Source organism: Streptomyces sp. NPDC057900 (genome assembly GCF_042887885.1).
GTDB lineage: Bacteria > Actinomycetota > Actinomycetes > Streptomycetales > Streptomycetaceae > Streptomyces.
In genome coordinates this window covers 94986-118965 of record NZ_JBHVOI010000015.1, presented here as the reverse complement: position 1 = coordinate 118965, position 23980 = coordinate 94986, and the positions used below count along the sequence as shown (strand labels likewise).

General features: G+C 71.0%; 23 protein-coding genes. 14 read left to right on the top strand and 9 right to left on the bottom strand.

Annotated elements, in window-relative coordinates:
• Positions 1-17: 17 nt before the first annotated feature.
• Positions 18-347, top strand: coding sequence for a hypothetical protein (locus ACFVQ0_RS33615; RefSeq protein WP_390092958.1), 330 nt, complete (start codon positions 18-20; stop codon positions 345-347).
• 32 nt (positions 348-379) lie between these two features.
• Here the strand turns inward: ACFVQ0_RS33615 and ACFVQ0_RS33610 are convergent, their stop codons facing one another.
• Positions 380-1051 (bottom strand): RDD family protein, encoded by a 672-nt coding sequence (locus tag ACFVQ0_RS33610; protein ID WP_390092957.1) that lies wholly within the window; start codon positions 1049-1051, stop codon positions 380-382.
• 128 nt (positions 1052-1179) lie between these two features.
• Complete coding sequence (locus tag ACFVQ0_RS33605; protein ID WP_390092956.1) at positions 1180-2769, bottom strand: RDD family protein; 1590 nt, start codon at positions 2767-2769, stop codon at positions 1180-1182.
• 224 nt (positions 2770-2993) lie between these two features.
• Here ACFVQ0_RS33605 and ACFVQ0_RS33600 point away from each other — a divergent pair, with 224 nt between their 5' ends.
• The gene (locus ACFVQ0_RS33600; protein WP_390092955.1) at positions 2994-3470 is read left to right on the top strand and encodes an SsgA family sporulation/cell division regulator; all 477 of its coding nucleotides are present in this window, start codon (positions 2994-2996) and stop codon (positions 3468-3470) included.
• Positions 3471-3499: 29 nt separating this feature from the next.
• Here the strand turns inward: ACFVQ0_RS33600 and ACFVQ0_RS33595 are convergent, their stop codons facing one another.
• Positions 3500-4867 (bottom strand): FAD-binding oxidoreductase, encoded by a 1368-nt coding sequence (locus tag ACFVQ0_RS33595; RefSeq protein ID WP_390092954.1) that lies wholly within the window; start codon positions 4865-4867, stop codon positions 3500-3502.
• A gap of 97 nt (positions 4868-4964) precedes the next feature.
• On the opposite strand from ACFVQ0_RS33595, the gene ACFVQ0_RS33590 reads away from it, so the two are divergent.
• The 3 genes from ACFVQ0_RS33590 (at position 4965) to ACFVQ0_RS33580 (ending at position 8204) form a co-directional block, all read left to right on the top strand.
• Complete coding sequence (locus tag ACFVQ0_RS33590; RefSeq protein ID WP_390092953.1) at positions 4965-6644, top strand: tetratricopeptide repeat protein; 1680 nt, start codon at positions 4965-4967, stop codon at positions 6642-6644.
• 106 nt (positions 6645-6750) lie between these two features.
• The gene (locus tag ACFVQ0_RS33585) at positions 6751-7281 is read left to right on the top strand and encodes an SMI1/KNR4 family protein (RefSeq protein ID WP_390092952.1); all 531 of its coding nucleotides are present in this window, start codon (positions 6751-6753) and stop codon (positions 7279-7281) included.
• A gap of 125 nt (positions 7282-7406) precedes the next feature.
• Entirely contained in the window at positions 7407-8204 is a 798-nt protein-coding gene (locus ACFVQ0_RS33580; RefSeq protein ID WP_390092951.1) for an SDR family NAD(P)-dependent oxidoreductase, read from the top strand.
• A gap of 54 nt (positions 8205-8258) precedes the next feature.
• Here ACFVQ0_RS33580 and ACFVQ0_RS33575 read toward each other — a convergent pair whose 3' ends face one another.
• Both ACFVQ0_RS33575 and hppD read right to left on the bottom strand, forming a co-directional pair.
• Positions 8259-9032 carry a glycosyltransferase family 2 protein gene (locus ACFVQ0_RS33575; protein ID WP_390092950.1) on the bottom strand — a complete coding sequence of 258 codons (774 nt, stop codon included), beginning with the start codon at positions 9030-9032 and terminating at the stop codon, positions 8259-8261.
• A gap of 144 nt (positions 9033-9176) precedes the next feature.
• The gene (gene hppD / locus ACFVQ0_RS33570) at positions 9177-10322 is read right to left on the bottom strand and encodes a 4-hydroxyphenylpyruvate dioxygenase (RefSeq protein WP_390092949.1); all 1146 of its coding nucleotides are present in this window, start codon (positions 10320-10322) and stop codon (positions 9177-9179) included.
• A gap of 134 nt (positions 10323-10456) precedes the next feature.
• Here hppD and ACFVQ0_RS33565 point away from each other — a divergent pair, with 134 nt between their 5' ends.
• The 8 genes from ACFVQ0_RS33565 (at position 10457) to ACFVQ0_RS33530 (ending at position 17100) form a co-directional block, all read left to right on the top strand.
• Positions 10457-10930 (top strand): Lrp/AsnC family transcriptional regulator, encoded by a 474-nt coding sequence (locus tag ACFVQ0_RS33565; protein ID WP_390092948.1) that lies wholly within the window; start codon positions 10457-10459, stop codon positions 10928-10930.
• 16 nt (positions 10931-10946) lie between these two features.
• Positions 10947-11594, top strand: coding sequence for an ABC transporter permease (locus ACFVQ0_RS33560; RefSeq protein ID WP_390092947.1), 648 nt, complete (start codon positions 10947-10949; stop codon positions 11592-11594).
• The gene (locus tag ACFVQ0_RS33555) at positions 11587-12849 is read left to right on the top strand and encodes an ABC transporter ATP-binding protein (RefSeq protein ID WP_390092946.1); all 1263 of its coding nucleotides are present in this window, start codon (positions 11587-11589) and stop codon (positions 12847-12849) included. Before ACFVQ0_RS33560 ends, ACFVQ0_RS33555 begins: the two co-directional genes overlap by 8 nt.
• Positions 12846-13721 (top strand): ABC transporter permease, encoded by an 876-nt coding sequence (locus tag ACFVQ0_RS33550; RefSeq protein WP_390092945.1) that lies wholly within the window; start codon positions 12846-12848, stop codon positions 13719-13721. The genes ACFVQ0_RS33555 and ACFVQ0_RS33550 overlap by 4 nt, the downstream gene beginning before the upstream one ends.
• Positions 13722-13732: 11 nt before the next feature.
• Positions 13733-14698, top strand: coding sequence for a glycine betaine ABC transporter substrate-binding protein (locus tag ACFVQ0_RS33545; protein WP_390092944.1), 966 nt, complete (start codon positions 13733-13735; stop codon positions 14696-14698).
• An 84-nt stretch (positions 14699-14782) separates the two neighbouring features.
• Complete coding sequence (locus tag ACFVQ0_RS33540) at positions 14783-15385, top strand: ArsR/SmtB family transcription factor (protein ID WP_390092943.1); 603 nt, start codon at positions 14783-14785, stop codon at positions 15383-15385.
• 125 nt (positions 15386-15510) lie between these two features.
• Positions 15511-15741, top strand: coding sequence for a hypothetical protein (locus ACFVQ0_RS33535; protein WP_390092942.1), 231 nt, complete (start codon positions 15511-15513; stop codon positions 15739-15741).
• A gap of 3 nt (positions 15742-15744) precedes the next feature.
• Positions 15745-17100 (top strand): MFS transporter, encoded by a 1356-nt coding sequence (locus ACFVQ0_RS33530; protein WP_390092941.1) that lies wholly within the window; start codon positions 15745-15747, stop codon positions 17098-17100.
• Here the strand turns inward: ACFVQ0_RS33530 and ACFVQ0_RS33525 are convergent.
• The 4 genes from ACFVQ0_RS33525 to ACFVQ0_RS33510 form a co-directional block, all read right to left on the bottom strand.
• Entirely contained in the window at positions 17030-17818 is a 789-nt protein-coding gene (locus ACFVQ0_RS33525) for a S16 family serine protease (RefSeq protein WP_390092940.1), read from the bottom strand. The genes ACFVQ0_RS33530 and ACFVQ0_RS33525 overlap by 71 nt on opposite strands.
• A gap of 483 nt (positions 17819-18301) precedes the next feature.
• Complete coding sequence (locus ACFVQ0_RS33520; protein WP_024489166.1) at positions 18302-18943, bottom strand: IclR family transcriptional regulator; 642 nt, start codon at positions 18941-18943, stop codon at positions 18302-18304.
• A gap of 337 nt (positions 18944-19280) precedes the next feature.
• Positions 19281-21299 carry a hypothetical protein gene (locus ACFVQ0_RS33515; RefSeq protein WP_390092939.1) on the bottom strand — a complete coding sequence of 673 codons (2019 nt, stop codon included), beginning with the start codon at positions 21297-21299 and terminating at the stop codon, positions 19281-19283.
• A gap of 156 nt (positions 21300-21455) precedes the next feature.
• Positions 21456-23078: a hypothetical protein gene (locus ACFVQ0_RS33510; RefSeq protein WP_390092938.1), complete on the bottom strand. Its 1623-nt coding sequence runs from the start codon at positions 23076-23078 to the stop codon at positions 21456-21458.
• Between the two features lie 274 nt (positions 23079-23352).
• Here ACFVQ0_RS33510 and ACFVQ0_RS33505 point away from each other — a divergent pair, with 274 nt between their 5' ends.
• Positions 23353-23904 carry a hypothetical protein gene (locus tag ACFVQ0_RS33505; protein ID WP_390092937.1) on the top strand — a complete coding sequence of 184 codons (552 nt, stop codon included), beginning with the start codon at positions 23353-23355 and terminating at the stop codon, positions 23902-23904.
• Positions 23905-23980 lie beyond the last annotated feature (76 nt).

The following is a 23980-nucleotide window of genomic DNA, read 5'->3' as shown; positions in this document are numbered from 1 at the left end:
CGAGGACGGATAACGCCATGCAGCGTCCTACTGCCGCACAGCTCTCCTACGGTTCGGTCACCGTCGTCTTCTCGACCCTCGCCATGCTGCTGCTGTCCCGGACGAGTTCGGAGCCGGGCATCGCCGTGATCGCCGCGGCCGGGCTCGCGCTCGGCCTGCTGGTGGCCGTCACCGTGCCCGCGCCGACGCGCCGTCGGACGTCGCCCACCGGGGCCTCGGTCGCCGCCCACCAGGACGCCCGCCCCGCCCACGAGGCCGGGGACCGCGCCGTGGGCCGGGTACAGCGCACGATCCCGGCCGCACGCACCTCCTCCGCACGGGTGGGAGAGCACTCGCTGCGGCACTGACGGCGTCCGCCCGAGGCCGTGCTGCGGCCGCCTCAAGCCGTGTTGCGGCCGTTGGTGGTCACCACCACCGTCTTGCCCGCCTTGTCCTGCAGTGCCTGCCGGTACGGCTTGTCCGTGAACATCAGCACGATGTTGATCAGCCACCACAGGCACGGGCAGCACAGCAGCGCGGGCAGCCACAGCACCACGGCGCGCAGGAAGGAACTGCCGGTGTCCGGCACGCTGCCGTCGTTGAGCATCGCGACCCGCAGCTTCAGCAGCCGCTTGCCGGGGGTGCGGCCGTCCTTGTGCGTGAAGTACGTGTCGTACCCGACGTAGATCACCAGGCCGATCAGCGACCAGATCAGCTGATGGCCGCTGTACGTCTGGGCGAAGATGTCACCGACGTTGTCGTTGCCGTTGTTGTCGTTCGACACCTCCACCGCGCCGCCCCAGGGCAGCGAGATCAGGTACAGCGGGATCGAGATGATCAGGAAGTCGATCAGCCGGGCCAGGATGCGTTTGCCGGGCTCGGCGAGCGGCGGCATCCCCGCCAGCGGGTCCGCGCCCCCGAACTGGCCTCCGCCGTAGGGGCCGGGGTCGTACGGCGGAGGCGGCGGCGCGCTGTCGTAGGGCGAGCCCGACGGCGGCTGGGGCTCGTGCGGCTTCTTGAGGAACGGGTCGTCCTCTGGCGGCTGGCCGGACGTCGGCTGATCGTTGCTCATGGGGGCAGTGCACCCCGCCGCACTGGCGCCCGCAACGGCTGAGGTGCTTTCGGGGGAACGGGAACCACCCGACGGCCCATCACCCGATGAGCCGTCAGCCGTGCGGGTTCCTGAGCCGTGCGGGTTTCTCAGCCGGCCACGAAGGTGCGGGCCGCCTTGTCGTGCCAGCACTGCCGCCACGGCCGGTCGATCAGGCACCAGAGCACGTTGAGCACGCCGACCGCCAGCAGGCCCAGCACGCCGTAGACCAGCCAGCGGCGCAGGGCGGCGCCGAAGGTGGGCGACGCGCCGGACTCGATGTCCCGTACGCCGAGTCCGCAGAGCTTCTTGCCGAGCGTACGGCCCCACTTCGCGGTCGGCAGCGCCTCCAGGAGGACGCCCAGCACCAGGAACGCGACGAGGACCCCGGCGGCCAGGCCGGCCGTGGTGGAGTCCAGCAGCCAGACGGTGACCGTCTCGCCGGACAGCTTGGCCGCGTCGATCTTCTCGTTGATGTGGTCCGTGGCCCGGGTCGCGAGAGGGAAGGCGACGGCGCCGACGAGCGCGCCCAGCACGACGGTGTCGATGAGCCGGGCGGCGAACCTCTTGCCGAGCGCGGCCGGGCGGGCGGCCGACTGCGCCGCCGCGAGCTGCTGGAAGTGGTCGTTCACCGGAGGCTTCCAGGGCACGACGGGCTGATCGGGCCCCTGAGCCTGCTGGGGCGCCTGAGCCTGCTGGGGCGCCTGGGCCAGCGGGGGCTGCTGAGCCTGTGGAGGCTGCTGGGGCTGGCGGGTCTGCTGAGGCTGCTGGGCCTGCTGAGGCTGGCGGGTCTGCTGAGGCGGCTGAATCTGCCGGGGCGTCTGAGCCTGCTGAGGTGCCCGCGTCTGCTGGGGGAACGCGGGTCCCTGTTGCTGTGCGGGGCCCGACGCTGCGGTCTGTGGGGCTGTCGGGGCGGCCGGGACAGCCGGGCCGATCGCACGGATCGTCATCGTGCCCTCGGCGGGCGGCTCCTGCGCATCGCGGTTACCGCCACCGGAGCCACCGGAACCGCCGGAACCGCCGGAGCGACCGGGCCGGGCGGCCCGGATGGCGACGGTGTTCTCCGCCCGGTCACCGCCGTCCCGCATACCCGGCAGCGCACCGGCGGCCGGGTCGGGCGCCTGAGCCGGGGTCTGAGCCGGGGCCGGGCCCGGGATCTGAGCCGGGGTCGTCTCCCGGCTCGGCGGCACGGGCAGGCGCGGGTCCACGGGGACGAGGTCGGCGCTCCGCCGGACGGCGGGCGAGCGGTCACCGGAGGGACGCGGCACCGGGGAGCGGTCCCCGGGCGTGTCGGCCGCCGGGGAACCGCCCTCGGCCGTACGCGGATCGGGCCCCGGCGCGGGCTGCACGGGCCGGCCGCCCCAGGAGACCCGGCGGTCGTGCTCGCCGCCGAAGCCGTTCTGCCGGGAGACGTCGGCCTGCCAGGCGGGCGAGGGCTCCGACCGGACGTCGTCCAGCGGCTCCTCGTCGAAGAACATCGGACCGGTCTCGTCCACCGGCGCGGGGGCGGGCCGGTGCGGTTCGGCCGGCTCCGGCTCGGGTGCCGAGGGCATCGCCTCACCGCCCTGCGGGGCGGGCCTGCTCGTGCCGGGCACCCAGGAGGCGCCGTTCCAGTACCGGACGTATCCGGGAATGGACGGATCGGGGTAGTACCCCTCGCGGGGGCTTTCGTCACCGGGTGCCGGGGTTGGGGCGCTCATCACCGTGGTCCCGTATCTCTTCGAGTCTCAGTACAAGGGTGTCAGTACAAGGGTCCACATCTACCAGACACCCGCGTACCCCCGTGCCGGTCCGGGGGTTTGGGCCACTTTTCGGTCACGCCAATCTTTTTTCCCCGAAGTCGCGTAATGGATGGCGGGGAGGGCGCTCTCTCCCTGTGAAGGCCGGTCGCGGGACCGGCTCACAGGTCTCGAAGGGACGCCTCATGCACACCGTCGTGGAACGCGAACTGGAGCTCAAGCTGGTCCTGTCGCCCGAGCGCAGCATCCCGGTGCCCGCCCGGCTGACGTATCGGACCCAGGACCCGTACGCCGTGCACATCACCTTCCACATCGGCTCGGACGCCCCCGTGCACTGGACGTTCGCCCGCGATCTGCTGGTGGAGGGCGTGTTCCGGCCGTGCGGGCACGGGGACGTACGGATCTGGCCGACCAAGGTCGACGGACGCAGCGTCATCTGCGTGGCGCTGACCTCGCCCGACGGCAACGCGCTGCTGGAGGTGCCGTCCGTCGCCGTGGCCGCCTGGGTGGAGCGGACGCTGCGGGTGGTTCCGCCGGGTACGGAGTCCGAGCGGCTCGGGATCGACGAGGGCCTCGCGGAACTGCTGGCGCCGCTGCCGGCCGACGACCTGTGGATGAGCGATCCCTGGCCGTCGGACGACGCGCAGGACGGCGAGAGTTGAGCCGGCGCGGACGCGGTGCGGGACGCCGGTCAGAACACCTTGCCCGGGTTGAGGAGTCCCAGCGGGTCGAAGGCCTGCTTGATGCCCCGGTGCAGTTCCACGCTGACTTCGCCGAGTTCCCGGGCGAGCCACTCCTTCTTGAGTACGCCGACGCCGTGTTCGCCGGTGATGGTGCCGCCGAGTTCGAGGCCGAGCGCCATGATCTCGTCGAAGGACTCGCGGGCCCGCCGGGACTCGTCGGCGTCGGTGTGGTCGAAGCAGACGACGGGGTGGGTGTTGCCGTCGCCCGCGTGGGCGCAGACGCCGATGGTGAGGCCGTACTTCTCCGCGACGGCGGCGGTGCCCTCCAGCATGGCGCCGAGCTGGGAACGCGGTACGCACACGTCGTCGATCATCGTGGCGGACTTGATGGTCTCCAGCGCGGTGAGCGACATCCGCCGGGCCTGGAGCAGCATTTCGGATTCGGCCGCGTCGTCCGCCGGGACGACCTCGGTGGCACCGGCGGCCGTGCAGAGTTCCGCGACGGCGGCCAGATCGGCGGCCGGGTCCGGCGTGTCGAAGGCGGCGAGCAGCAGCGCCTCCGTGGAGTCGGGGAGGCCCATGTTCGCCATCTTGTTGACGGCTCGGACTGTCGTACGGTCCATCAGTTCGAGGAGTGACGGGGTGTGCCCCCGCTCCATGATCGCGCAGATCGCGTCGCAGGCACTGGCCGCACTGGGGAACTCGGCGGCCAGCGCGAGCTGCCGGGGCGGCTTCGGCTTGAGCGCGAGCACGGCCTTGACGACGATCCCGAGGCTGCCCTCCGAGCCGACGAGGAGCCGGGTGAGGTCGTATCCGGCGACGCCCTTCGCGGTGCGGCGGCCGGTGCTGAGGAGGCGTCCGTCCGCGAGAACGACGTCGAGGCCGAGGACGTATTCGGCGGTGACCCCGTACTTGACGCAGCACAGTCCGCCGGAGGCGGTCCCGATGTTGCCGCCGATGGTGCACATCTCCCAGCTGGAGGGGTCCGGCGGGTAGTACAGCCCGTGCTCGTCGACCGCGCGGGACAGCACGGCGTTGATGACGCCCGGCTCCACGACGGCGATCCGGTCGACAGGGCTGATCTCCAGGATGCGGTCCATCTTGGTCAGGGAGAGCACGATGCAGCCGTCGGAGGCGTTGGCGGCGCCCGACAGGCCCGTGCGGGCCCCCTGCGGGACGACCGGGACGCGCAGGGCCGTGGCGGTGCGCATGACGTGCTGGACCTGCTCGACGTTACGTGGGAGCGCGACGACGGCCGGGGTGCCCGCCTCGCAGAAGCTCGCCATGTCGTTGGCGTAGGAGGCGGTGATGTCCGGGTCGGTGATCAGAGCCTCGGCCGGGAGCCCCGCACGCAGTAGTTCGAGAAGATCGTCCATGATCCAAGACTCGCATCCGGGCCCATTGGTGTGAACCCGTAAGCGCCTGTCATCCCAAGACGCGGTGCGATCTTCGTACTGACGCAGAGTGATCGGCATGGACGTCACTCCGCAGCAGCCCCCGGCGGCCCACGGGCCGGACCACTCCCCCGAGACCCCGGACACCGCCTACGCCCCGCCCTGCGAATCCCCTCCCGCCCTGCCCCCCGACCCCGTGTCCCTGGCCGAGCCGCCGCCCGCCTCGCTGCGCACGACGCTGCGCCGGGCCGCGTTCGGCGTGGTGGCGGGCGCGGTGCTGGTGACGGGTGCGGTGGTCGCCGTGCCGGACGAGGACAAGGACGCGGCGCCGCCGGTGTCCGGTCCGGTGTCGCGTGCGATGACCGCGACGGCGGCCGGTTCCCCCGCCTCGCTCTCCGATCTGACGGCGCTGATCGGGGACCGGCAGGCGTGGGTGGGCACCCACCCCTCGGACGCGCGGTCGTGGGCGGAGCTGGGCTCCGCGTACGTGGAGTGGGGGCGGCGGGGAGCGGACGCGGCGTACTACACCCGCGCCGAGCAGGCGCTGAAGCGGTCGCTGAACGTGCTGCCGGGCGACCGGGGGAACGAGGCGGCCTGGATCGGCCTCGCCTCGCTCGCCAACGCCCGGCACGACTACGTGACGGCGAAGAAGTGGGGCGAGACGGTACGGCGCCGGCAGCCGAAGCAGTGGACGGTGTACCCGGAGCTGATCGACGCGTACAACGGCCTAGGCGACCAGAAGTCGGCGATCACGGCGGTGGAGAAGTACACGGAGCTGCGGGCCGGGGTGCCCGCGCTGGGCCGGACAGCGGAGATGTACCGCGACCGGGGCTGGCGCGAGGACGCGCTCGCCACCGCCCAGGACGCCGCGAACCGGGCGAAGGCACCCGCGGAGAAGGCGGCCTGCCTCTCCCGGCTGGGCGACCTGGCCTGGGAGCGGGGCGAACCGGAGGAGGCCGTGGCCCAGTACGGGGCGGCGCTGCGCACCGACCGCGCCCACCACGCCGCCCTCGCGGGCCGCGCCCGCGCGCTGGCGGCCCTCGGCCGCACGGACGAGGCCCAGCGGGACTACCAGGCGGCGCTGGCCAAGTCCCCGCGCCCCGAGTACATGCTGGAGCTGGGCGAGCTGTACGAGTCGCTGGGCCTGGACGGCGACTCCGTCAACCAGTACACCCGGCTGCGCAAGGCGCTGTCCCGGGCCGGGACCCAGGGCGTGGACGAGGCCCTGCTGCTCGGCCGCTTCGAGGCAGCACACGGTGACGCGGACGCGGCGGTGGAGCAGCTGCGCGCGGAGTGGGACCTCGGGCACCGCAGCGCGGCGGTGGCGGACGCGCTGGGCTGGGCACTGCACCGCTCGGGCGATTCGGACTCGGCTCTGGAGTACGCGGAGAAGGCGGTCGACACGGGGGGCCAGAACGCCTCGTACGCGTACCACCTCGGCATGGTCCAGCGCGCGCTGAGCGACTTCGGGCCGGCCCGCCGCAACCTGGAGGACGCGCTGCGCACCAACCCGCGGTTCTCGCCGCTGGACGCCCCGAGCGCGCAGGAGGCCCTGGACACGATGGGCCCGCCCCCGGCGGGCGGCCCCCAGGACATGCGGCCCGCACCCCCGCCGGCCCCACCGCGGGCACCGGCCCCGGCGCAGGCCCCGGCCCCGGCGCAGGTCCCCGCGCCGCCGAAGCAGGGCGCGGCGGGTGCCCCGGCGACGGCCGCGGCCAAGCCGTCGGCGTCGGCGTCGGGGGCGTCATCGGGCCACTGACATCCGGAAATGCTCCCGCCCGAGGCGGCGCGGACGGTCCCACCCACCTGTGCGTCCGCCCGTCTCGACCGGCCGCCGGATACCGCGTCGTATATAGGCTCGGCCCATGACCTCGTTCGACGACCTCACCCGTCTCGTCCCTCCGCCGCAACAGCCCCATGGGGCGCATGGCGACTGGAGTGCGGTCGAGACGGCACTGGCACTGGAACTCCCCTCGGACTTCAAGCGGTTGATCGAGTCCTACGGGGCTTACTACTTCTCCGAGTTCCTGACGCCGCTCGCGCCGTTCGGCGGGCGGGACCTGCTCGTCGGCCCGGCCAAGCGGCTGCTGGACCAGGAACGCGGCTTCCGGGACCGTAACCCCGAGAAGTGTCCGTACCCCTTCTACCCGGAGCCGGGAGGGCTCCTGCCGTGGGCGGGAACCGACAACGGGGACCGGGTCTGCTGGCTCACCGAGGGGCCACCGGACGAGTGGACGGTCGTCTGCTGGAATCCGAGGGGCTGGTACTACGACGCCCATCCCGTGGGCGCGACCGGGTTCCTGGCCGGCTGGCTGTCGGGGGACATCAGCACCAGCGTCTTTCCTGACGCCGCCGAATTCGCCGCCGAGGAGGACGAGTTCGACGAGGAGGACTGATCCGCCAGCTGTCCGGCGCGCGGGATGAACCGGGCTTGTTTGTGCACAGTGCACACTATGTGTACCGTGAAATAGAAATGCATAGTGCACAACACTGCCGGGGCAGCGCCCGTAAGGAAGCGAACATGAACCGTCTGCACGACAAAGTGGCCGTCATCACCGGAGCCGGAAGCGGTATCGGCCGCGCCGCCGCCGAACTCATGAGCAAGGAGGGCGCCCGCGTCGTCGTGGCCGACCACGACACCCGGGCGGCCGAGGAGACGGCCGCGCTCATCACCGCGGCGGGGGGCCGGGCGATGCCCCTCACGGTGGACGTCATGGAGGAGGACTCCATCGTGGACATGATCAGCGCCACGGTGAACGAGTACGGCGCCCTGAACGTCCTGTGCAACCACGTCGGCGGCACCAACCCGCGTACCGACCTCGACGTGCTCCGCATGGACATGGACGAGTTCGACCGGGCCGTCGCCCTCAACATGCGCAGCACCCTGCTGGGTTCCCGGCACGCGATCCCCCACATGATCCGGGCCGGTGGCGGCTCGGTCATCAACACCGCGTCCGTCGCCGCGCTCGTCGGCGACGTCCTGCAAACCTCCTACGGGGCGGTCAAGGCCGCGGTGGTCAGCATCACCAAGTCGGTCGCCACCCAGTACGGGCCGCAGAACATCCGCTGCAACGCGATCGCCCCCGGCGCGGTGGTGACGCCCGCCCTGGAGAACAACCTCCCCCAGGAAGTGGTCGACAGCCTCAAGCGCGGCAACGCCCTCCCCTACCTGGGCGCCCCCGAGGACATCGGCCACACCATGGTCTTCCTCGCCTCCGACGAGTCCCGCTACCTCACCGGCCAACTCCTCGTGGTGGACGGCGGAATGACCGCGCAGTCGTCCGCCGCCCCGGGCCGCCGGGCCATGCTCCCCGCGTAGCGCCTCCGACGGGCCCGGCGGCGGAGGGGCCCCTGGGGATCAGCCGCCCCCGCGTCAGATGCGCGAGTTCCGCAGTGACTGCCACACCGCGCCGGCCAGTGCGCGCGTCGCCCGGGGGACCGACAGGTGCTCGTGCTCGCGGTAGAGGTTCCAGTTGTAGGGGACGAGCGACAGCTTGTTGGAGGACAGCGATCCCGCCTGGTGGGCCCGGTACACGGCGAGTGGTTCGGTGAGGCCCCTGGCGTCGGCGCCGTCGCGCATGATCGACAGCCACAGGGCGTAGTCCTGGCGCTTGCGCATCTCCGGCATCAGCCTCGTGCCCAGGGCGTTGCGGTCGTACATCGCGGTGAGGGCGCCGATGTAGTCCTTGACCAGCATCGCGCGGTAGTCCACGTGCGCCCGCGCACCGATCACCCGGCCGTTCGGGACCCAGTCGGTGCTGTCGCCCGCGTAGTCGGCGTCCATCTTGAAGTACGAGGTGAACGTCAGGGGCGCGGTGCCCTCCGCGGCGAAGGCGAGCTGCTTCTCGGTCTTCTCCGGGAGCCACATGTCGTCGGAGTCGAGGAAGGCGATGTAGTCCCCGCGGGCGCGCTCGATCGCGAGGTTGCGGGCGCGGCCCGCGCCGCCGCGCTCGGGCGCGGACTCCGGCAGGACGCGCTCGTCCCGGGCGGCGAACTCGCGGAGCAGGTCCATGGAGTCGTCGGAGGACTGGTCGTCGGTGACGAGCAGTTCCACATCGGTATGGGTCTGCGTCAGCACCGACCGGACCGCGGCGCCCAACGTGGCGGCCGAGTTGTACACGGGCATCACGACAGACACCAGGGGCACAGCGCATCTCCTTGTGGGATCAGGAACGACGGTCCATTCAAGCACCGCCGTGGAGCGGCGGCCGACACGCGGGTGGCCGCTCCGCGACCCGCGACGGGCGGGCCGGAAGCATCCGGTCCGCCCGTCGTGTCGTTCCCGTACCGCTCAGAGGTTGCCGCGGCGCTCCTGCTCGCGCTCGATCGCCTCGAACAGGGCCTTGAAGTTGCCCTTGCCGAAGCCCATCGAGCCGTGCCGCTCGATCATCTCGAAGAACACCGTCGGCCGGTCCTGGACCGGCTTGGTGAAGATCTGGAGCAGGTAGCCGTCCTCGTCGCGGTCCACCAGGATCTTCTGCTCGCGCAGGGTCTCCACCGGCACCCGGGTCTCGCCCGCCCACTCGCCCAGCGTGTCGTAGTACGAGTCCGGGGTGTCCAGGAACTGGACGCCGGCCTCGCGCATCGCCTTCACGGAGGCGACGATGTCGTTCGTGGCGAGCGCGATGTGCTGGACGCCCGCGCTGCCGTAGAACTCCAGGTACTCGTCGATCTGGGACTTCTTCTTGGCGACGGCCGGCTCGTTGATCGGGAACTTGACCTTGAGGGTGCCGTCCGCGACCACCTTGGACATGAGCGCGGAGTACTCGGTGGCGATGTCGTCGCCCACGAACTCCTTCATGTTGGTGAAGCCCATGACCTTGTTGTAGAAGCCGACCCACTCGTTCATCCGGCCGAGCTCGACGTTGCCGACGCAGTGGTCGATGGCCTGGAAGGTGCGCTTGGCGGGCGGCGCGACGATGGGCTCGGCCGCGGCGTAGCCGGGGAGGTAGGGGCCGTCGTAGCCGCCGCGCTCCACGAGGGTGTGGCGGGTCTGGCCGTACGTGGCGATGGCGGCCAGGACGACCGTGCCGTGCTCGTCCTTCACCTCGTGCGGTTCGGTCAGGCCCCGGGCGCCGTGCTCGACCGCGTAGGCGTACGCGGCGCGGGCGTCCGGGACCTCGATGGCCAGGTCGACGACGCCGTCGCCGTGCTCGTTGACGTGCTCCGCCAGGAAGCGGCCGTGGTCCGTGGCCGGCTTGATGACGGAGGTGAAGACGAAGCGGGCGGAGCCGGTCGTCAGGACGTAACTGGCCGTCTCGCGGCTGCCGTTCTCCGGTCCGGAGTAGGCGACCAGCTTCATGCCGAAGGCGGTGGAGTAGTAGTGCGCGGCCTGCTTGGCGTTGCCGACGGCGAAGACGACGGCGTCCATTCCCTTGACCGGGAAGGGGTCGGCCTGCCGTGCACTGTCGGGGGTGCTGTGCATCGTCTCAGTCATGTCCGAAGGGTCTCCCCGCTTCGCAAGGTGCGCAACAGTTCGCGAAATCACTGGGCAGTCTGTGCAGTGGTTGGCCATGATGGGCGGGCTATCTGTACATGCTGACCATCCCCGCGACTCCCCGGAGGCAGACCTTGGCGATCGACCGGCTGGACGGACGGCTCATCGTGCTGCTGGCACGTGAACCCAGGATCGGGGTACTGGAGGCTTCGCGCAGGCTCGGCGTGGCGCGCGGGACGGTGCAGGCGCGTCTCGACCGCCTTCAGTCGAATGGCGTCATCCGCGGATTCGGTCCGGACGTGGACCCGGCGGCGCTCGGCTACCCGGTCACCGCCTTCGCGACGCTGGAGATCAAACAGGGCCAAGGGGCCGACGTACGGGCGCACTTGAGTGGCGTACCGGAGGTGCTCGAACTGCACACCACCACCGGGCAGGGCGATATGTTCTGCCGGCTCGTGGCCCGTTCCAACGCGGATCTCCAACGGGTGATCGACCTCGTTGTCGGATTTGATGGCATTGTCCGGGCCTCCACGGCCATCGTCATGGAGAACCCCGTACCCCTGCGCGTCATCCCCCTCGTCGAACAGGCGGCGGAGGACATCAACTGAGCCGAGGAGTGCCGAGTTGAGCTTCTGGGAGTATCTGGGCAATCGGCACCAGCAGCTGCTCACCGACGCGTTCCAGCACGCCAGCGCCGTGTTCCAGTGCATGGTCATCGCGACGGTGCTCGGCGTCCTGATCGGCATCGTCAGCTATCGCAGCGGCTGGGGCGGCTCCCTGGCGATCACCTCGACGGCGGCCATCCTGACCATTCCGTCCCTCGCCGCGATCGGTCTGCTGATCCCGCTGGTCGGACTCGGTGTGGCGCCGACCGTGATCACGCTGACGCTGTACGGGCTGCTGCCCATCGTCCGGAACTCCATCGTCGGGCTGCGCGGCGTCGATCCGGCGCTCGTGGACGCGGCGAAGGGCATCGGGATGTCGCGGATCGCCCGGCTCTGCAAGGTGGAGCTGCCGCTCGCCTGGCCGCCGATCCTGACCGGCATCCGGGTCGCCACCCAGATGCTGATGGGCATCGCCGCCATCGCCGCGTACGCCTCGGGGCCGGGGCTCGGCAACGAGATCTTCCGCGGGATCGCCTCGCTGGGCAGCGCCAACGCGATCAATCAGGTGCTCGCGGGCACTCTCGGCATCGTCGTCCTCGCCCTGCTCTTCGACGCCGCGTACGTACTGCTGGGGCGGCTCACCATCCCGAGGGGGATCCGTGTCTGAGACCGAGGCGGAAGCCGGGGAGAAGCCCGCCGTCAACGCCACCTCCGGTGCCACCATCCAGCTGGAGAACCTGACCAAGCTCTATCCGGGCAACCCGAGCCCGGCCGTGGACAACGTCTCGATGGACATCAAGGCCGGCGAGACCGTGATCCTCGTCGGCCCGTCCGGCTGCGGGAAGTCGACCACGCTGAAGATGATCAACCGGCTGATCGAGCCGACGTCCGGCCGGATCAGGATCGGCGACGAGGACGTCACCGACATGGACCCGGTGAAGCTGCGCCGGAAGATCGGTTACGCGATCCAGTCGTCCGGGCTCTTCCCGCACATGACGGTCGCGGAGAACATCGCCCTGGTGCCGAAGATGATCGGCTGGTCGAAGTCGAGGGTGAAGGACCGGGTCGAGGAGATGCTCGACCTGGTCGGGCTCGACCCGCGCGAGTACCACGGCCGCTATCCGCGCGCCCTGTCCGGCGGCCAGCAGCAGCGGGTCGGCGTGGCACGGGCGCTGGCCGCGGACCCGCCCGTGCTGCTGATGGACGAACCGTTCGGCGCGGTCGACCCGATCACCCGCGACCACCTCCAGGACGAGCTGATCCGGCTCCAGCACGAACTGCACAAGACCATCGTCTTCGTCACCCATGACTTCGACGAGGCGATCAAACTCGGTGACCGGATCGCCGTGCTGCGCGAGCGCTCGCACATCGCGCAGTTCGACACCCCGGAGGCCATCCTGACCAACCCGACGGACGACTTCGTCTCGGGCTTCGTCGGGGCCGGCGCGGCGCTGAAGCGGCTCAACCTCACCCGGGTACGGGACGTGGAGATCGCCGAGTTCCCGACGGTGACGGTCGACGACCCACTCCAGTCGGTCTTCAACAAGCTGGGCGGCGGCCCGCACAACGAACTGCTGATGCTGGACCGCAGGAACCGCCCCTACAAGTGGCTGCGGCGCGGCGACCTGATGCGCGCCCGGGGTTCACTGGCGCGGGCCGGGCAGCTGGTGCACGACACGGTGACCAGGGACGCCACGCTGCACGACGCGCTGGAGGCGGTGCTGACCGACAGCGGCGGGCGGGTCGCGGTGACCGGGCGGCGCGGCGAGTTCATCGGGGTCGTCGACATGCACACCCTGATGAACTCGGTGCACGAACTGCTGGAGGCCGACCGGCTCACCGCCATCGAGCACCAGCACGAGCTCCAGGAGCTGCGCAGTCACCAGACCGTGCAGGAGCTGGAGGGCGGTGCGGACGTATGACTCCCAGCTCCCGCTCCCCCGCCCCCTCCGACCCCGAGTCCGACCGGGACCGCCCGCCGGGCGAGCACGACGTCAAGGGCCATGCCTTCCGTGACCAGGAGGATGAGGAGCCGCCCGCCGCGGCCCGGCCGGCCCGCCGGATCACCTGGCGCAAGCTGGTGACGGTGCCCGCGGCGCTCGCGGTGGTCCTGATCGTCACCTACGTATGGATCAACAACGTCCACCTCGACGCCATCGCGCAGAACTCCCTCGCGGGCGACACCGTCGAACTGCGCTGGTGGCAGCACGTCAGGCTGACCGCGATCTCGACCTTCTGGGTGCTGATCATCGCCATTCCGCTGGGCATCGCGCTGACCCGGCGGGGGCTGAACAAGGCCGCCCCGGTGGTCACCGCGATCGCCAACATCGGCCAGGCGACCCCGGCGATCGGGCTGCTGGCGCTGCTGGTCATCTGGCTGGGCATCGGCCCGTCGACGGCGATCACCGGCATGGTGATCTACGCGGTGCTGCCGGTGCTCTCCAACACCGTCGCCGGTCTGAAGGCCATCGAGCCGACCCTGGTGGAGGCCTCGCGCGGGATCGGGATGTCCGCGATGGGGACGCTCTCCAAGGTCGAACTGCCGCTCGCGGTGCCGCTGATCCTGGCCGGGGTACGGACCGCGCTGGTGCTCAACGTGGGTACGGCGACCCTGGCGACGTTCGGGGGCGGCGGCGGGCTCGGGGACCTGATCACCTCGGGCATCCAGACCCAGCGGATGCCGGTGCTGGTGCTCGGTTCGGTACTGACGGTGGTGCTGGCGCTGCTGGTGGACTGGCTGGCGTCGCTGGTCGAGGTCGTGCTGACACCGCGCGGGCTGGAGGCGGGGGTATGAGGAGGAGGCGGATGCGTACGGCGTCGGTGGCGGCGGCCGCCCTGGCGCTGGTGCTCTCCGGGTGCGGCCTGAAGAGCGGATCCCCGATGGTCGACGACGTGAAGCCGGGGTCCGTGGGGAAGGGGGAGCCGCTGCACGGCGCCTCGCTGACCGTCACCTCGAAGAACTTCAGCGAGAACATCATCCTGGGCCAGATGATCGGCCTGATCTTCAAGGCCGCCGGGGCCGAGGTGCTCGACCGGACGAACCTGCCCGGTTCGATCAGCGCGCGCGAGGCGATCCGCCAGGGCGACGCCGATGCGATGTACGAGTACACGGGAACCGCCTGGATCACCTATCTGGGCCATTCGAAGCCGATCACCAGCCCGCTGAAGCAGTGGGAGGCGGTACGCGACGCGGACCGGAAGAACGGGGTGACGTGGCTGCCGCAGTCCACCCTGAACAACACGTACGCGCTCGCCATCAGCAAGCGGAACAACGCGAAGTACCACCTCAAGACGCTCTCCGACGTCGCCGCACTGGCCAAGAAGAACCCCTCGGCGGTGACGGTCTGCGTGGAGAACGAGTTCGCCTCCCGCAACGACGGACTGCCGGGCATGGAGAAGGCGTACGGGATGTCCATCCCCGGTGCCAACATCAAGAAGATGGACGCCGGGATCGTCTACACCCAGGTGTCGAAGTCCAACTCCTGCCTGCTGGGCGAGGTGTTCACCACCGACGGCCGGATCAAGGCGATGAACCTCGACGTGCTGACGGACAACAAGCACTTCTTCCCCAACTACAACGCGGCGCCCGTCATCCACACCCCGACCTTCGAGAAGTACCCGGTCATCGCCGCCCTGCTGGACCCGCTCAGCGCCCGGCTGACCACGGAGGTCGCGCAGCAGCTGAACGCCAAGGTCGACGTCGACGGCGACGACCCGCACCAGGTGGCGAAGGACTGGCTGGTCGCGGAGGGGTTCATCAGGACGGGGTGAGCGGATGCGGGCCGCCCGGAGTTACAAAGAAAGCGATGCAAAGAATCTGTTGCAAAGCTTTCTTTGTAACTCTATGGTTGGGGCATGACAGAGAAAGAGACCGGTCGGGACGGCACCCCGAACATGCACACGGTGGACGCCCGCTCCCTGCGCGGGCTCGCCCACCCCCTGCGGATGCGGCTGCTGACCGCCCTCCGGGAGTTCGGCCCGGCCACCGCGTCCGGTCTGGCGGACCGGCTCGGCGAGTCCAGCGGCGCCACCAGCTACCACCTGCGCCAGCTCGCCTCGTACGGCTTCGTGGAGGACGACCCCGAGCGCGGCAAGGGGCGCGAGCGGTGGTGGAGGGCCGTCCACGGAGGCATGGCGTTCGAACACGGCGCGGACTTCCTCCGCGACCCGGACCCGGAGATCCGCGGCGCCATGGAAGTCGTCCTGCACGAGAGCGCCACCCGGCACGCCCAGGAGCTGAACACCTGGATCGGCACCACGCACGAGTGGCCCAAGGAGTGGGTGCGCTCCTCCGACCTCAGCGATTTCAAGATGCGCCTCACGCCCGAACTCGCCCAGGAACTGACGGAGAAGGTCCACGCGCTGATCGAGAGCTACTGGGATCGGGTCCCGGAGGGAACCGAGGGCTCCGCCTTGGTCCGCACCCACCTGCACGTCTTCCCGCGCCCAGCCGAGTGACCCGCGGAGTGACCCGCCGCTCGACCCGCCTGACGGGTCATTCGGCAGACCCGTTACCGACCGACTGACCGGCCGACCGGCCTGACTGGCCCGACCGGCCCGACTGAACGAGGGGACCACCAGCCATGCATCCCGAGACGCACCTTCAGCTGCACACCATCCGCTCCGCCGAACTCCAGCGCCACGCGGCCGACTTCCGCCTCACCCACCCCCGGCCCGGCATCGACACCGAGACCGGCGCCCGCGCCCCGCACACCGGCCTGCGCACCCGACTGGGCCTGACCATGGTCGAGTTGGGGCTGCGGTTGCTGCCGGACGGGTCCGCCGTACCGTCCCGCACCGCCCGAGCGGCGTAGTCCGTGGACGGGGGGAAGAACACACGGAACCGGCTGCCGCTCGTCGCCGTACTGTCCGCCAACTCCATATCCACCGCCGGTACTTCACTCACGCTCATCGGTGTCCCGTGGTTCGTCCTCGAAACCACGGGCAGCGCCGGACGGGCCGGGCTCGTCGCCTTCTGCGCGACCCTCCCGATCGTCGTCTCCGCCCTGATCGGCGGGCCCGTCATCGACCGGATCGGCCGCCGCCGGGTCTCCGTCGCCTCCGACACGGTGTGCGGACTGGCCGTCGCCGCGGTGCCGTTGCTCCACTACGCCGACGCCCTCACCTTCTGGATGCTCTGCGCCCTGATGGCCGTCAACGGGCTGTTCCACACGCCCGGCAACACCGCGCGCTACGTCCTGGTCCCCGACCTCGCCGAATACGCCGGCACCACACTCCCCCGCGCCGCCAGCCTCTTCGACGCGGTCTCGCGCGGGGCCAGGATGGTCGGCGCGGCGCTGGCCGGGGTACTGATCGCGCTGGTCGGCGCCGAGACCGTACTGCTGCTGGACGCGGCCACCTTCCTCACCTCCGCCGCGCTCATCGCGGCAGGGCTGCGGGGCGTGCGCGCGGCCGAGCCGGTCAGGAACGCCGAACCGGTCTCGCTGCCCACCTACAAGCGTGAACTGTGCGAGGGGTACGCCTACTTGTTCGGCAACCGGCTGCTGCTGGGCGTCGTGGTGATGGTCCTGTTCATGAACGGGACCGACCAGGGCTGGGCCGCCGTCCTGCTGCCGGTCCACGCCTCCGACGAACTCGGCGGGGCCCGGGATCTGGGGCTGCTCACCGCGCTGTTCGGAGCGGGCGGCCTGACCGGGGCCCTGCTGTACGGGGCGGTCGGGCACCGCTACTCGCGGCGGGCCGTGTTCAGCGTCTGCGTGGTGCTGTGCGGGGCGCCGAGGTTCCTGGTCGCGGCGCTGACCGGGACGACGCTGCCGCTGGCCGTGACGATGGTGCTGAGCGGTGTCGCGGGCGGCGTGCTGAACCCGATCCTGACGACGGTGATCTACGGGAGCGTCCCCGACGCGCTGCGCAGCCGGGTCTCCGGAGCGATCACCGCCGGCTGCGAGCTGGCCATGCCGGTGGGTGGTCTCGCGGCCGGACTGCTGGTGGAGAGCGCGGGCGCCTCCGGGGCGCTGCTGGCGATGGGCGGGTGCTACCTGCTCGCGACGCTGAGCCCGCTCGTCTTCCCGGCCTGGCGGACGATGGACGACGAACCGGCGAAGGAGCCGGGGGAGCCCTCGGGCCTTCCGGAGCAGCAGGTCAGCAGCTCGGGACCTTGCCCCCGTGATCCAGTGCCCGCAGCGAGGAGACCGCGCCCTTCAGGGTCGTGACCGGGATCAGCCGCAGCCCGTCGGGCAGCTCGGCGTGCGCCTCCTTGCACTCCGCCTTGGGCACGAGGAAGACGCTCGCCCCGTCCCGGCGGGCCGCCTGCGTCTTCAGCGAGACGCCGCCGACCGCGCCGACCTTGCCGTCCGCCTCGATGGTGCCGGTCCCGGCGATGGTGCGGCCGCCGGTGAGATCGCCCCCTGAGCCGTCGCCGTCGAGCTTGTCGACGATCCCGAGCGCGAAGAACAGTCCCGCGCTCGGGCCGCCCACGTCGGCGAGGTGCAGGGTGACGTCGACGGAGCCCGGCTTCCTGCCGAGGTAGTTCAGCGCGGCGTCCACGGCCGAGTTCTGCGATTCCACCATGTCGTCGAGGTTGTGCTTCTCGATCTCCTTCTCGGAGCCGCCGGTCGGGTAGACCGAGTCCCGGGGCATGACCGCCCGGTCCGTACGGAACCAGCTGTCGATCACGTCACTGATCCCGACATCGGCGTCGGGCCCGGTCGCCACGATCGTCGTCATCCGCAGCTGGCCCTTGGTGGGCCGGGTGGGGGTGCCCTCAATGGTGATCACAGGGGCGCCCTTGTCGTCCCCGAGCACATTCGCCGTCGTACCGGGCTGCGCCAGCGTGAACGGCAGCGGCGCGAAGGCGGCCACACCGAAGAGGGCGAGCACGGGCAGGGCACAGAGGGCGAGGGTGCGGGGGCGCGAGAGACGTGTGAGCACCCGCCCAATCTAACCGGACCGGCCTGTGCGGGGTTCTTTGGTGCGGGGTTCTGGGGTGCGGGCTGTTCGTGGGGTGCGCCTGCCCCGGTGGGTGGGGGGCGGTGCCCCTCCGGGGAGACTCCTCGGAAATGGCGTGTTCACCCAGGACCGAGAGGGACCCGGGTCGTACGCCATTTTCTGCGGGGACTCCCCTGCACGTCCCCACCCCGGCATCACTCGCGTCCGACGCGCGACGGGCGGGTTCGGGGGCGTGCAGGGGAGTCCCCGCAGGACGACGAACACAGACCCGGGTACGCAATACGGACCCGCCGCACGTTCGTCGTTCGAGGAGTCTCCCCGGAGGGCCCCCGAACCCCCACCCACCGGGCAGGCGCACCCCACGGAGCACCCGCACAAACAACCCCGTCCGGCGATTGAGGACGGAACCCCGCGCCAAGGAGACCGGCGCACGAACCCCGCGCGCCCGCCCGGCCGAGGGCCCCGTCAGCGCAGCGCGTCCGCCACTTCGCGTGCCGCGTCGACGACGCGGGGGCCGACCCGTTCCGGGACCGCGTCCGCGAGCATCACCACGCCCACGCTGCCCTCGACCCCCGTCACCCCCATCAGCGCGGCCGCCGCACCGCTCGCCCCGGCTTCCAGCTCACCGTGGGTGAGGGTGAACGCGGTCTCGCCCACCGGCTTCTGCCGGGCCGCGAGGATGGCCCGGCCCGCGGCGCCCCGGTCGAGCGGGTGGCGGAAGCCGGCCCGGTACGCGACGTGGTAGTCCGTCCAGGTCGGTTCGACGACCGCGACGGCCAGCGCGTCCGTGCCGTCGACGAGCGTGAGGTGGGCCGTGGCCCCTATGTCCTCCGCCAGTGAGCGCAGCGCGGGCAGCGCGGCCTCCCGGACGAGCGGGTGCACCTGCCGGCCCAGGCGCAGCACGCCGAGGCCGACTCTGGCTCTTCCGCCCAAATCGCGTCGGATCAGGGTGTGTTGCTCCAGGGTGGCGAGCAGACGGTAGACCACGGTGCGGTTGACGCCGAGTTTGTTGGACAACTCGGTGACCGTCAGTCCGTGGTCGGTGTCGGCAAGCAGTTTGAGGACACGCAGTCCCCGGTCGAGCGTCTGCGAGGTCTCCGCGGTCACGACGCCCTCTCCTCTTTGGTGAGCGGCGGCGGCTGGTTCCCACGGATTGTGCGTCACCGGTCCCAGCGGCGACGCACGGAGAGGCCGCCGGCCTGGCCAAGGCACCGGCTGCGCTCCGCGGCGGCGTTGCCACGGGGCGTTCACATTTTTGGGACAGTAGCGAGCCAGTCCGCTCAGCGGAAGACCTCGTCCAGAATCCGGGCGCCTGCGGAAAAGCGCTTGTGCGCGGCGAGCATAAGTGCCGGTCAGCGGGGCGCCGGCCGGATGGCGCGGATCTACGCGCGTCCATGTCGGCCGACTCCCTCGCGACGCTCCGTACACCGGAGGTGAACCAGCGTTAACTCACCGTGAACAATTGTTGGACGGTTTTACCGTTCACGAGCACTTCGCAGGCCCGGATCGACTTCGTCGCCGGGTCCCGGACGGTGAAGTTGAGGGCGAACGTGCCGTCGAGTCCGATGATCCGGGTGACGTAGGAGTCGGAGGTCTGCTTCCCGTCCGCGGTGCGTCCGGTCACCGAGACCGTGGCGACGGGTGCGAAACCCCGGCCGGTCACCTGGACCACCGTGCCGACCGGCCCTTCGGGCGGCGAGAGCGCGAAGGACGGGCCGGCCGGGACCGTGCCGTCCTGGACGGTGAAGGCGGCCGTCTCGGTACGTGGGTTGACGAGGACCTCGCGGACCCGGATCGCGACGGTGTCGGCCGCCTTGACGGTGAACGTCTGCGAGAACGCCCCGTCGAGGCCGACCACCTTGGTCCGCACCGGGTCGGAGGTCTGCGAGCCGTCCGCCCGCAGCCCGACGATGGATACGGTCGCGACCTTCGCGAAGCCCTGTCCCAGGACGGTGACCGCGGTGCCCTTCGGGCCGGCTGCCGGGGTGAGGACGATGTACGTGGGTGAGACGGTCAGCTGGGTGAGGGCCTCCGAGCTGCCGGCGGTGACGCGGAGCGCGTACACGGCGCGCGGGGTGGAGCCGGCGACGGTGACCGTGCCGCTCAGGTTGCCGTCGGCGGTGATCCGGAGGGTGGAGCCGCTGATCCGGGCCGCGTCGCAGCCGGTGCCGTCGGCGGCGCACAGCTGGGCGGCCGGGGTGACGCCGGACGGCCAGCCGTCGCCGGAGACGCCGATGGACCCGCCCGGTTTGACCTTGGCCGTGCCTGCCGAGAGCGTCGCGGTGGCCTCGGTCACGGTGAACGGCGTGGTGAGTACGGTCGCCGGGTCGTTGGCCTCGTCGACCTGGACCGAGGCGATCGCCGGGTCGGAGACGGTGAGCTCCACGCTGAACTTCCCGTCGGACCCGCTCTTCACGTAGACGGCGGTGTCGTCGAGGGTCGCCCCGCTCGCGTCGAGGGCCACCGTGTTGATCCACCGGTCCTGGAAGTAGTTGCTCCCGGTGACGGTGATGACGCTGCCGACCGGCCCGCTGCTCCGGGACAGCGCGATCGCGCGGGGCCCGTCGGGAACGAAGGCGCGGACGGTCAGCGGCGCGGTCGTCTCCTTCGTACCGTCGCCGACCTTCACCAGGTACGAGCCGTCCGGCACGGCGCCCGCCTCCGCGAGCACGGCCTTGCCGGTCAGCTGCCCGGAGCCGTCGATCGCGAGGGTGGAGGAGGCGAACTTGGCGGGGTCGCAGCCGCCGCCGTCCGCCGCGCAGAGCGACGGTACGGGGGTGGCGGACGGTGTCCACCGGCTGCCCGCCAGGGTGACCGCGGTGGACGGGCGCACCGGGGTGGTGGGGGCGATCAGCGTGGCCGGCTGTCCGGCGCTGCCCTCCACGGTGACGGTGCCGATGGACCCGCCGCCCGCGGTCACGACGCACGGCGTCTCGTAGGTGCCGCCGAGCACCTTGGTACGGGTGAGGTTGCGCAGCGGGGTGAAGGAGACCGGCCCGCTCGCGTTGGCGGGGACGATGAAGTCCCCTTCGTAAGGCGGGATCTCGATCGGTTTCCCGGACGGGATGTTGAGGGAGACCTGGGGTCCGGTGACGGTCACCGTGCCGGTGGCGCCGCCTGACATGGCGAGGTCGAGGCTCGGGGTGGTGGGCACGTCGTTGAGGGTGAGCCCGCTGGTGGCCGGGGACGGGCCGAGCGTCACCTTGGCGTGGACCTTGCCGCCCGGGTCGACGACGTCGGGGGTGAGTTCGACGTTCATCTGCTGCGGCCCGGTCGCCTCGCCCTGGCCGGCCGGCAGGGTGCAGTGCACGGTCGGGGTGACGGTACCGGCGTGCGCGAGGGGGGCCAGGGCGGCGGATCCGCCGGTCCAGACGAGCAGGGTGGTGGCGCCGAGTGCGACGGCACGGCGTAATGCCGAGCCACCCGGTCTTCTCGTGCCGGCGGATCTGCGATGCGCGAACATACGGCTCCTCCAAAGGAAGCGGAATGCGAATGATGCGAATGGTTCAGATGCTGGGAATGGACTGAATGGCGCGGATGCGGAACGGGAAACGCCCGTCCGCTCCATTGCCGTACGGAGCGGGCGGGCGTCCGGAAGGACTTTTCCCGGTGACCCCTGTTACAGCAGGGTCAGGGTCAGGGTCGCACTGTAATCTCCGGGCCGGGTGAATTCGGGAACGGTGAGGGCGAGGTCCGCGTCGGCGTCGAACTTCCCGCCGGTGAACGGACGTGATCCGTCCGGATCCACCCGGCAGAGGCTCGCCGCCTCGCTCCCGAGCGCGGTGGGCGCTCCGGCCACCGGCGTCCCCACACTCCCGTCCTGTGCCGAGCAGGCCGGGGTCCACCGCACGGCATAGGCCGGGATGATGTTCCCGTCGGCGTTCGTGAAGCGGCTCAGGGTGGCGGTCAGCGACCATCCGCTGTTGACGCCTCTGGCGTCCTCGACCTCGACCCGGTTGAGCCGGGCCCGCTGTGCTCCGGTGTCCGTGCCCAGCACCGTGGTGCCGAAGTCGACGGTGTCACCGGCCTGGGTCATGGACAGCGTCCCGGCCCTGACCTCGGTGGACAGCCGCTGCTCCGCCGTACCGCCGCCGTCCCCGCCGCCCTCCGTGGTGACGGTGAACGGCGCCGTGCGGACGGTCGCCGGGTCGTTGCCCTCGTCGGCCTGGACGGCGACGACGGCGTCGGAGATGACGGTGAACTCGACGGCGAAGGTGCCGTCCGGGCCGCTCTTGACGTAGACCGCGCTGTCGTCGAGCCCGGTGCCCGACGCGTCGAGGCCGATGATGTTGATCCAGCGGTCCGGGTTGTAGTTCCGGCCGCTGACCGTGACCACGCTGCCGACCGGGCCGCTGTCCGCCGACAGCGAGATCTCCCGGTTGCCCGCCGCGACGGCCTTCACGGTGAGGGGTGCGGTGGCCTCCTTCGTGCCGTCGTTGACCTTCACCTCGTAGCTGCCGTCGGGCACCGCCCCGGCCTCGCCGAGGGTCGCGGTGCCGGTGAGCGTGCCGTAGGAGTCGATCCGCAGGGTGTTCGAGGTGAACTTCAGCGGATCGCAGCCGCCACCGCCCGCCGCGCAGAGCGACGGTACGGGTTTGCCGTCCGGCGTCCACTGCGAACCGCGCAGCTTGACGGCGGTGTTGGGGCGTACGGGGTCTGCCGGGGCGGTCAGGGTGGCGGGCTCCGAGGTGGAGCCCTCCGCCGTGACGGTGCCGACGCTGCCCACGTCGCCCACGACGTCGCACGGTGTCTCGAAGACCGAGCCGAGGACCTTGGTCTGGGTGAGGGTGCGGACCGGGGCAAGCGATATCTCGCCGGAGGCGTCCACCGGAACCAGGAAGTCGCCCTCGTACGCGGGAATCTCGATGGGCTGCCCGGCCGGCACGTCCATGGTGAACTCGGCGCCCCGCACGGTGACGGTGCCGGTGGCCCCGCCGGACATCGCGAGGTCGAGGCTGGGGATGGTCGGCACGTCGTCCAGGGCGATGGCGCTGGTGGCGGGGGACGCGCCGAGCGTCACCTTGGCGTGCACCTTGCCGCCCGGGGCGACGACCTCGGGCGACAGCTCGACGTTCATCTCCTGCGGCCCGGTCGCCTCGCCCTGGCCCGCGGGCAGGGTGCAGTGCACGGTCGGGTTCACCGTGCCGGCCGCCGCCGCAGTCGGGTGGTACGGGGGAAGCGGCGCGGCGGCCCCGACGCAGCCCAGCGACAGTACGAAGCAGGCTGCGAGCAGACCGGTCACCCCGGGTCTTCGACGTCGGATCACCTGACACCCTTTCATGGCCCATTGATTGCGCACATTGAGGAGCTCTGGTGCAGAGAAGTCAAGAGAGACCGAATTGATCCTTTCGGAAATGCCCGAAAAGCATTTCAGCACGCGTTTTCGGCACATCCGTTGACATCTTTGAAGATCACCGTTTCACTGCACCCGACATGCCGGGCCCGGCACGCAGATCCGCAGGCTGGTACCGATCCAGCGAATCTGCGGAATTCAACCGGAAGGAGTTCCACCCGTCATGTCGATCTCCCCACGCCTCACCCGGAGCCGAAGACGCCTGCCGCTGGTGGTGGGCACCACGTGTGCCGTCGGCGCCATGCTCGCGCTGTCGTCCCCGACCGCCTCGGCCGTCGCCCCGCTCACCGCGACGGCGAGCTACAACTGCGGATCCTGGGGCAGCGGCGTCGCCACCCTGACCGCCGCCGACTCGGGCACGAACAAGACCATCAAGATCACCTCCACGGCGATCACCATGCCGGCCGGTACGAGTGCCGACCCGAACAGCATCACGACGACGCTCAAGCTGACCAAGACCTCGGGCGGCGTCACCAGCCAGGTCCAGTTCTCCGCGAAGGCCAACCCCGGCCTGAGCGGCGGCAACCCGATCACCCTCGGCCCGCTGAAGCTCACCTCCGGCACACTCGCGGCCGGGGACAGCACCAACTCCACGGTGCTGCCCGCTCCCCCGAGCACCACCAACTGGTCGCTGCAGATCGTGGCCTCGTCCCCGACGTCGGCCACCGTGCCGTGCGTGGCGACGACCAGCCAGTCCGCACCGTTCGTCTGGTAGCGGCGGGCCCCCTCGTGGCACCGGCCCCAGCCCGCTGAAGCCGGTCCTCCCATGACACCGGCCCGGGGCGAGGACA

Coding starts and splice junctions, on each gene's coding strand:
- hppD (WP_390092949.1), bottom strand. CDS start 10,322: ATGACTGAGACGATGCACAGCACCCCCGACAGTGCACGGCAGGCCGAC.
- ACFVQ0_RS33605 (WP_390092956.1), bottom strand. CDS start 2,769: ATGAGCGCCCCAACCCCGGCACCCGGTGACGAAAGCCCCCGCGAGGGG.
- ACFVQ0_RS33550 (WP_390092945.1), top strand. CDS start 12,846: ATGACTCCCAGCTCCCGCTCCCCCGCCCCCTCCGACCCCGAGTCCGAC.
- ACFVQ0_RS33505 (WP_390092937.1), top strand. CDS start 23,353: ATGTCGATCTCCCCACGCCTCACCCGGAGCCGAAGACGCCTGCCGCTG.
- ACFVQ0_RS33580 (WP_390092951.1), top strand. CDS start 7,407: ATGAACCGTCTGCACGACAAAGTGGCCGTCATCACCGGAGCCGGAAGC.
- ACFVQ0_RS33545 (WP_390092944.1), top strand. CDS start 13,733: ATGCGTACGGCGTCGGTGGCGGCGGCCGCCCTGGCGCTGGTGCTCTCC.
- ACFVQ0_RS33610 (WP_390092957.1), bottom strand. CDS start 1,051: ATGAGCAACGATCAGCCGACGTCCGGCCAGCCGCCAGAGGACGACCCG.
- ACFVQ0_RS33615 (WP_390092958.1), top strand. CDS start 18: ATGCAGCGTCCTACTGCCGCACAGCTCTCCTACGGTTCGGTCACCGTC.
- ACFVQ0_RS33595 (WP_390092954.1), bottom strand. CDS start 4,867: ATGGACGATCTTCTCGAACTACTGCGTGCGGGGCTCCCGGCCGAGGCT.
- ACFVQ0_RS33535 (WP_390092942.1), top strand. CDS start 15,511: ATGCATCCCGAGACGCACCTTCAGCTGCACACCATCCGCTCCGCCGAA.
- ACFVQ0_RS33585 (WP_390092952.1), top strand. CDS start 6,751: ATGACCTCGTTCGACGACCTCACCCGTCTCGTCCCTCCGCCGCAACAG.
- ACFVQ0_RS33515 (WP_390092939.1), bottom strand. CDS start 21,299: ATGTTCGCGCATCGCAGATCCGCCGGCACGAGAAGACCGGGTGGCTCG.
- ACFVQ0_RS33540 (WP_390092943.1), top strand. CDS start 14,783: ATGACAGAGAAAGAGACCGGTCGGGACGGCACCCCGAACATGCACACG.
- ACFVQ0_RS33600 (WP_390092955.1), top strand. CDS start 2,994: ATGCACACCGTCGTGGAACGCGAACTGGAGCTCAAGCTGGTCCTGTCG.
- ACFVQ0_RS33590 (WP_390092953.1), top strand. CDS start 4,965: ATGGACGTCACTCCGCAGCAGCCCCCGGCGGCCCACGGGCCGGACCAC.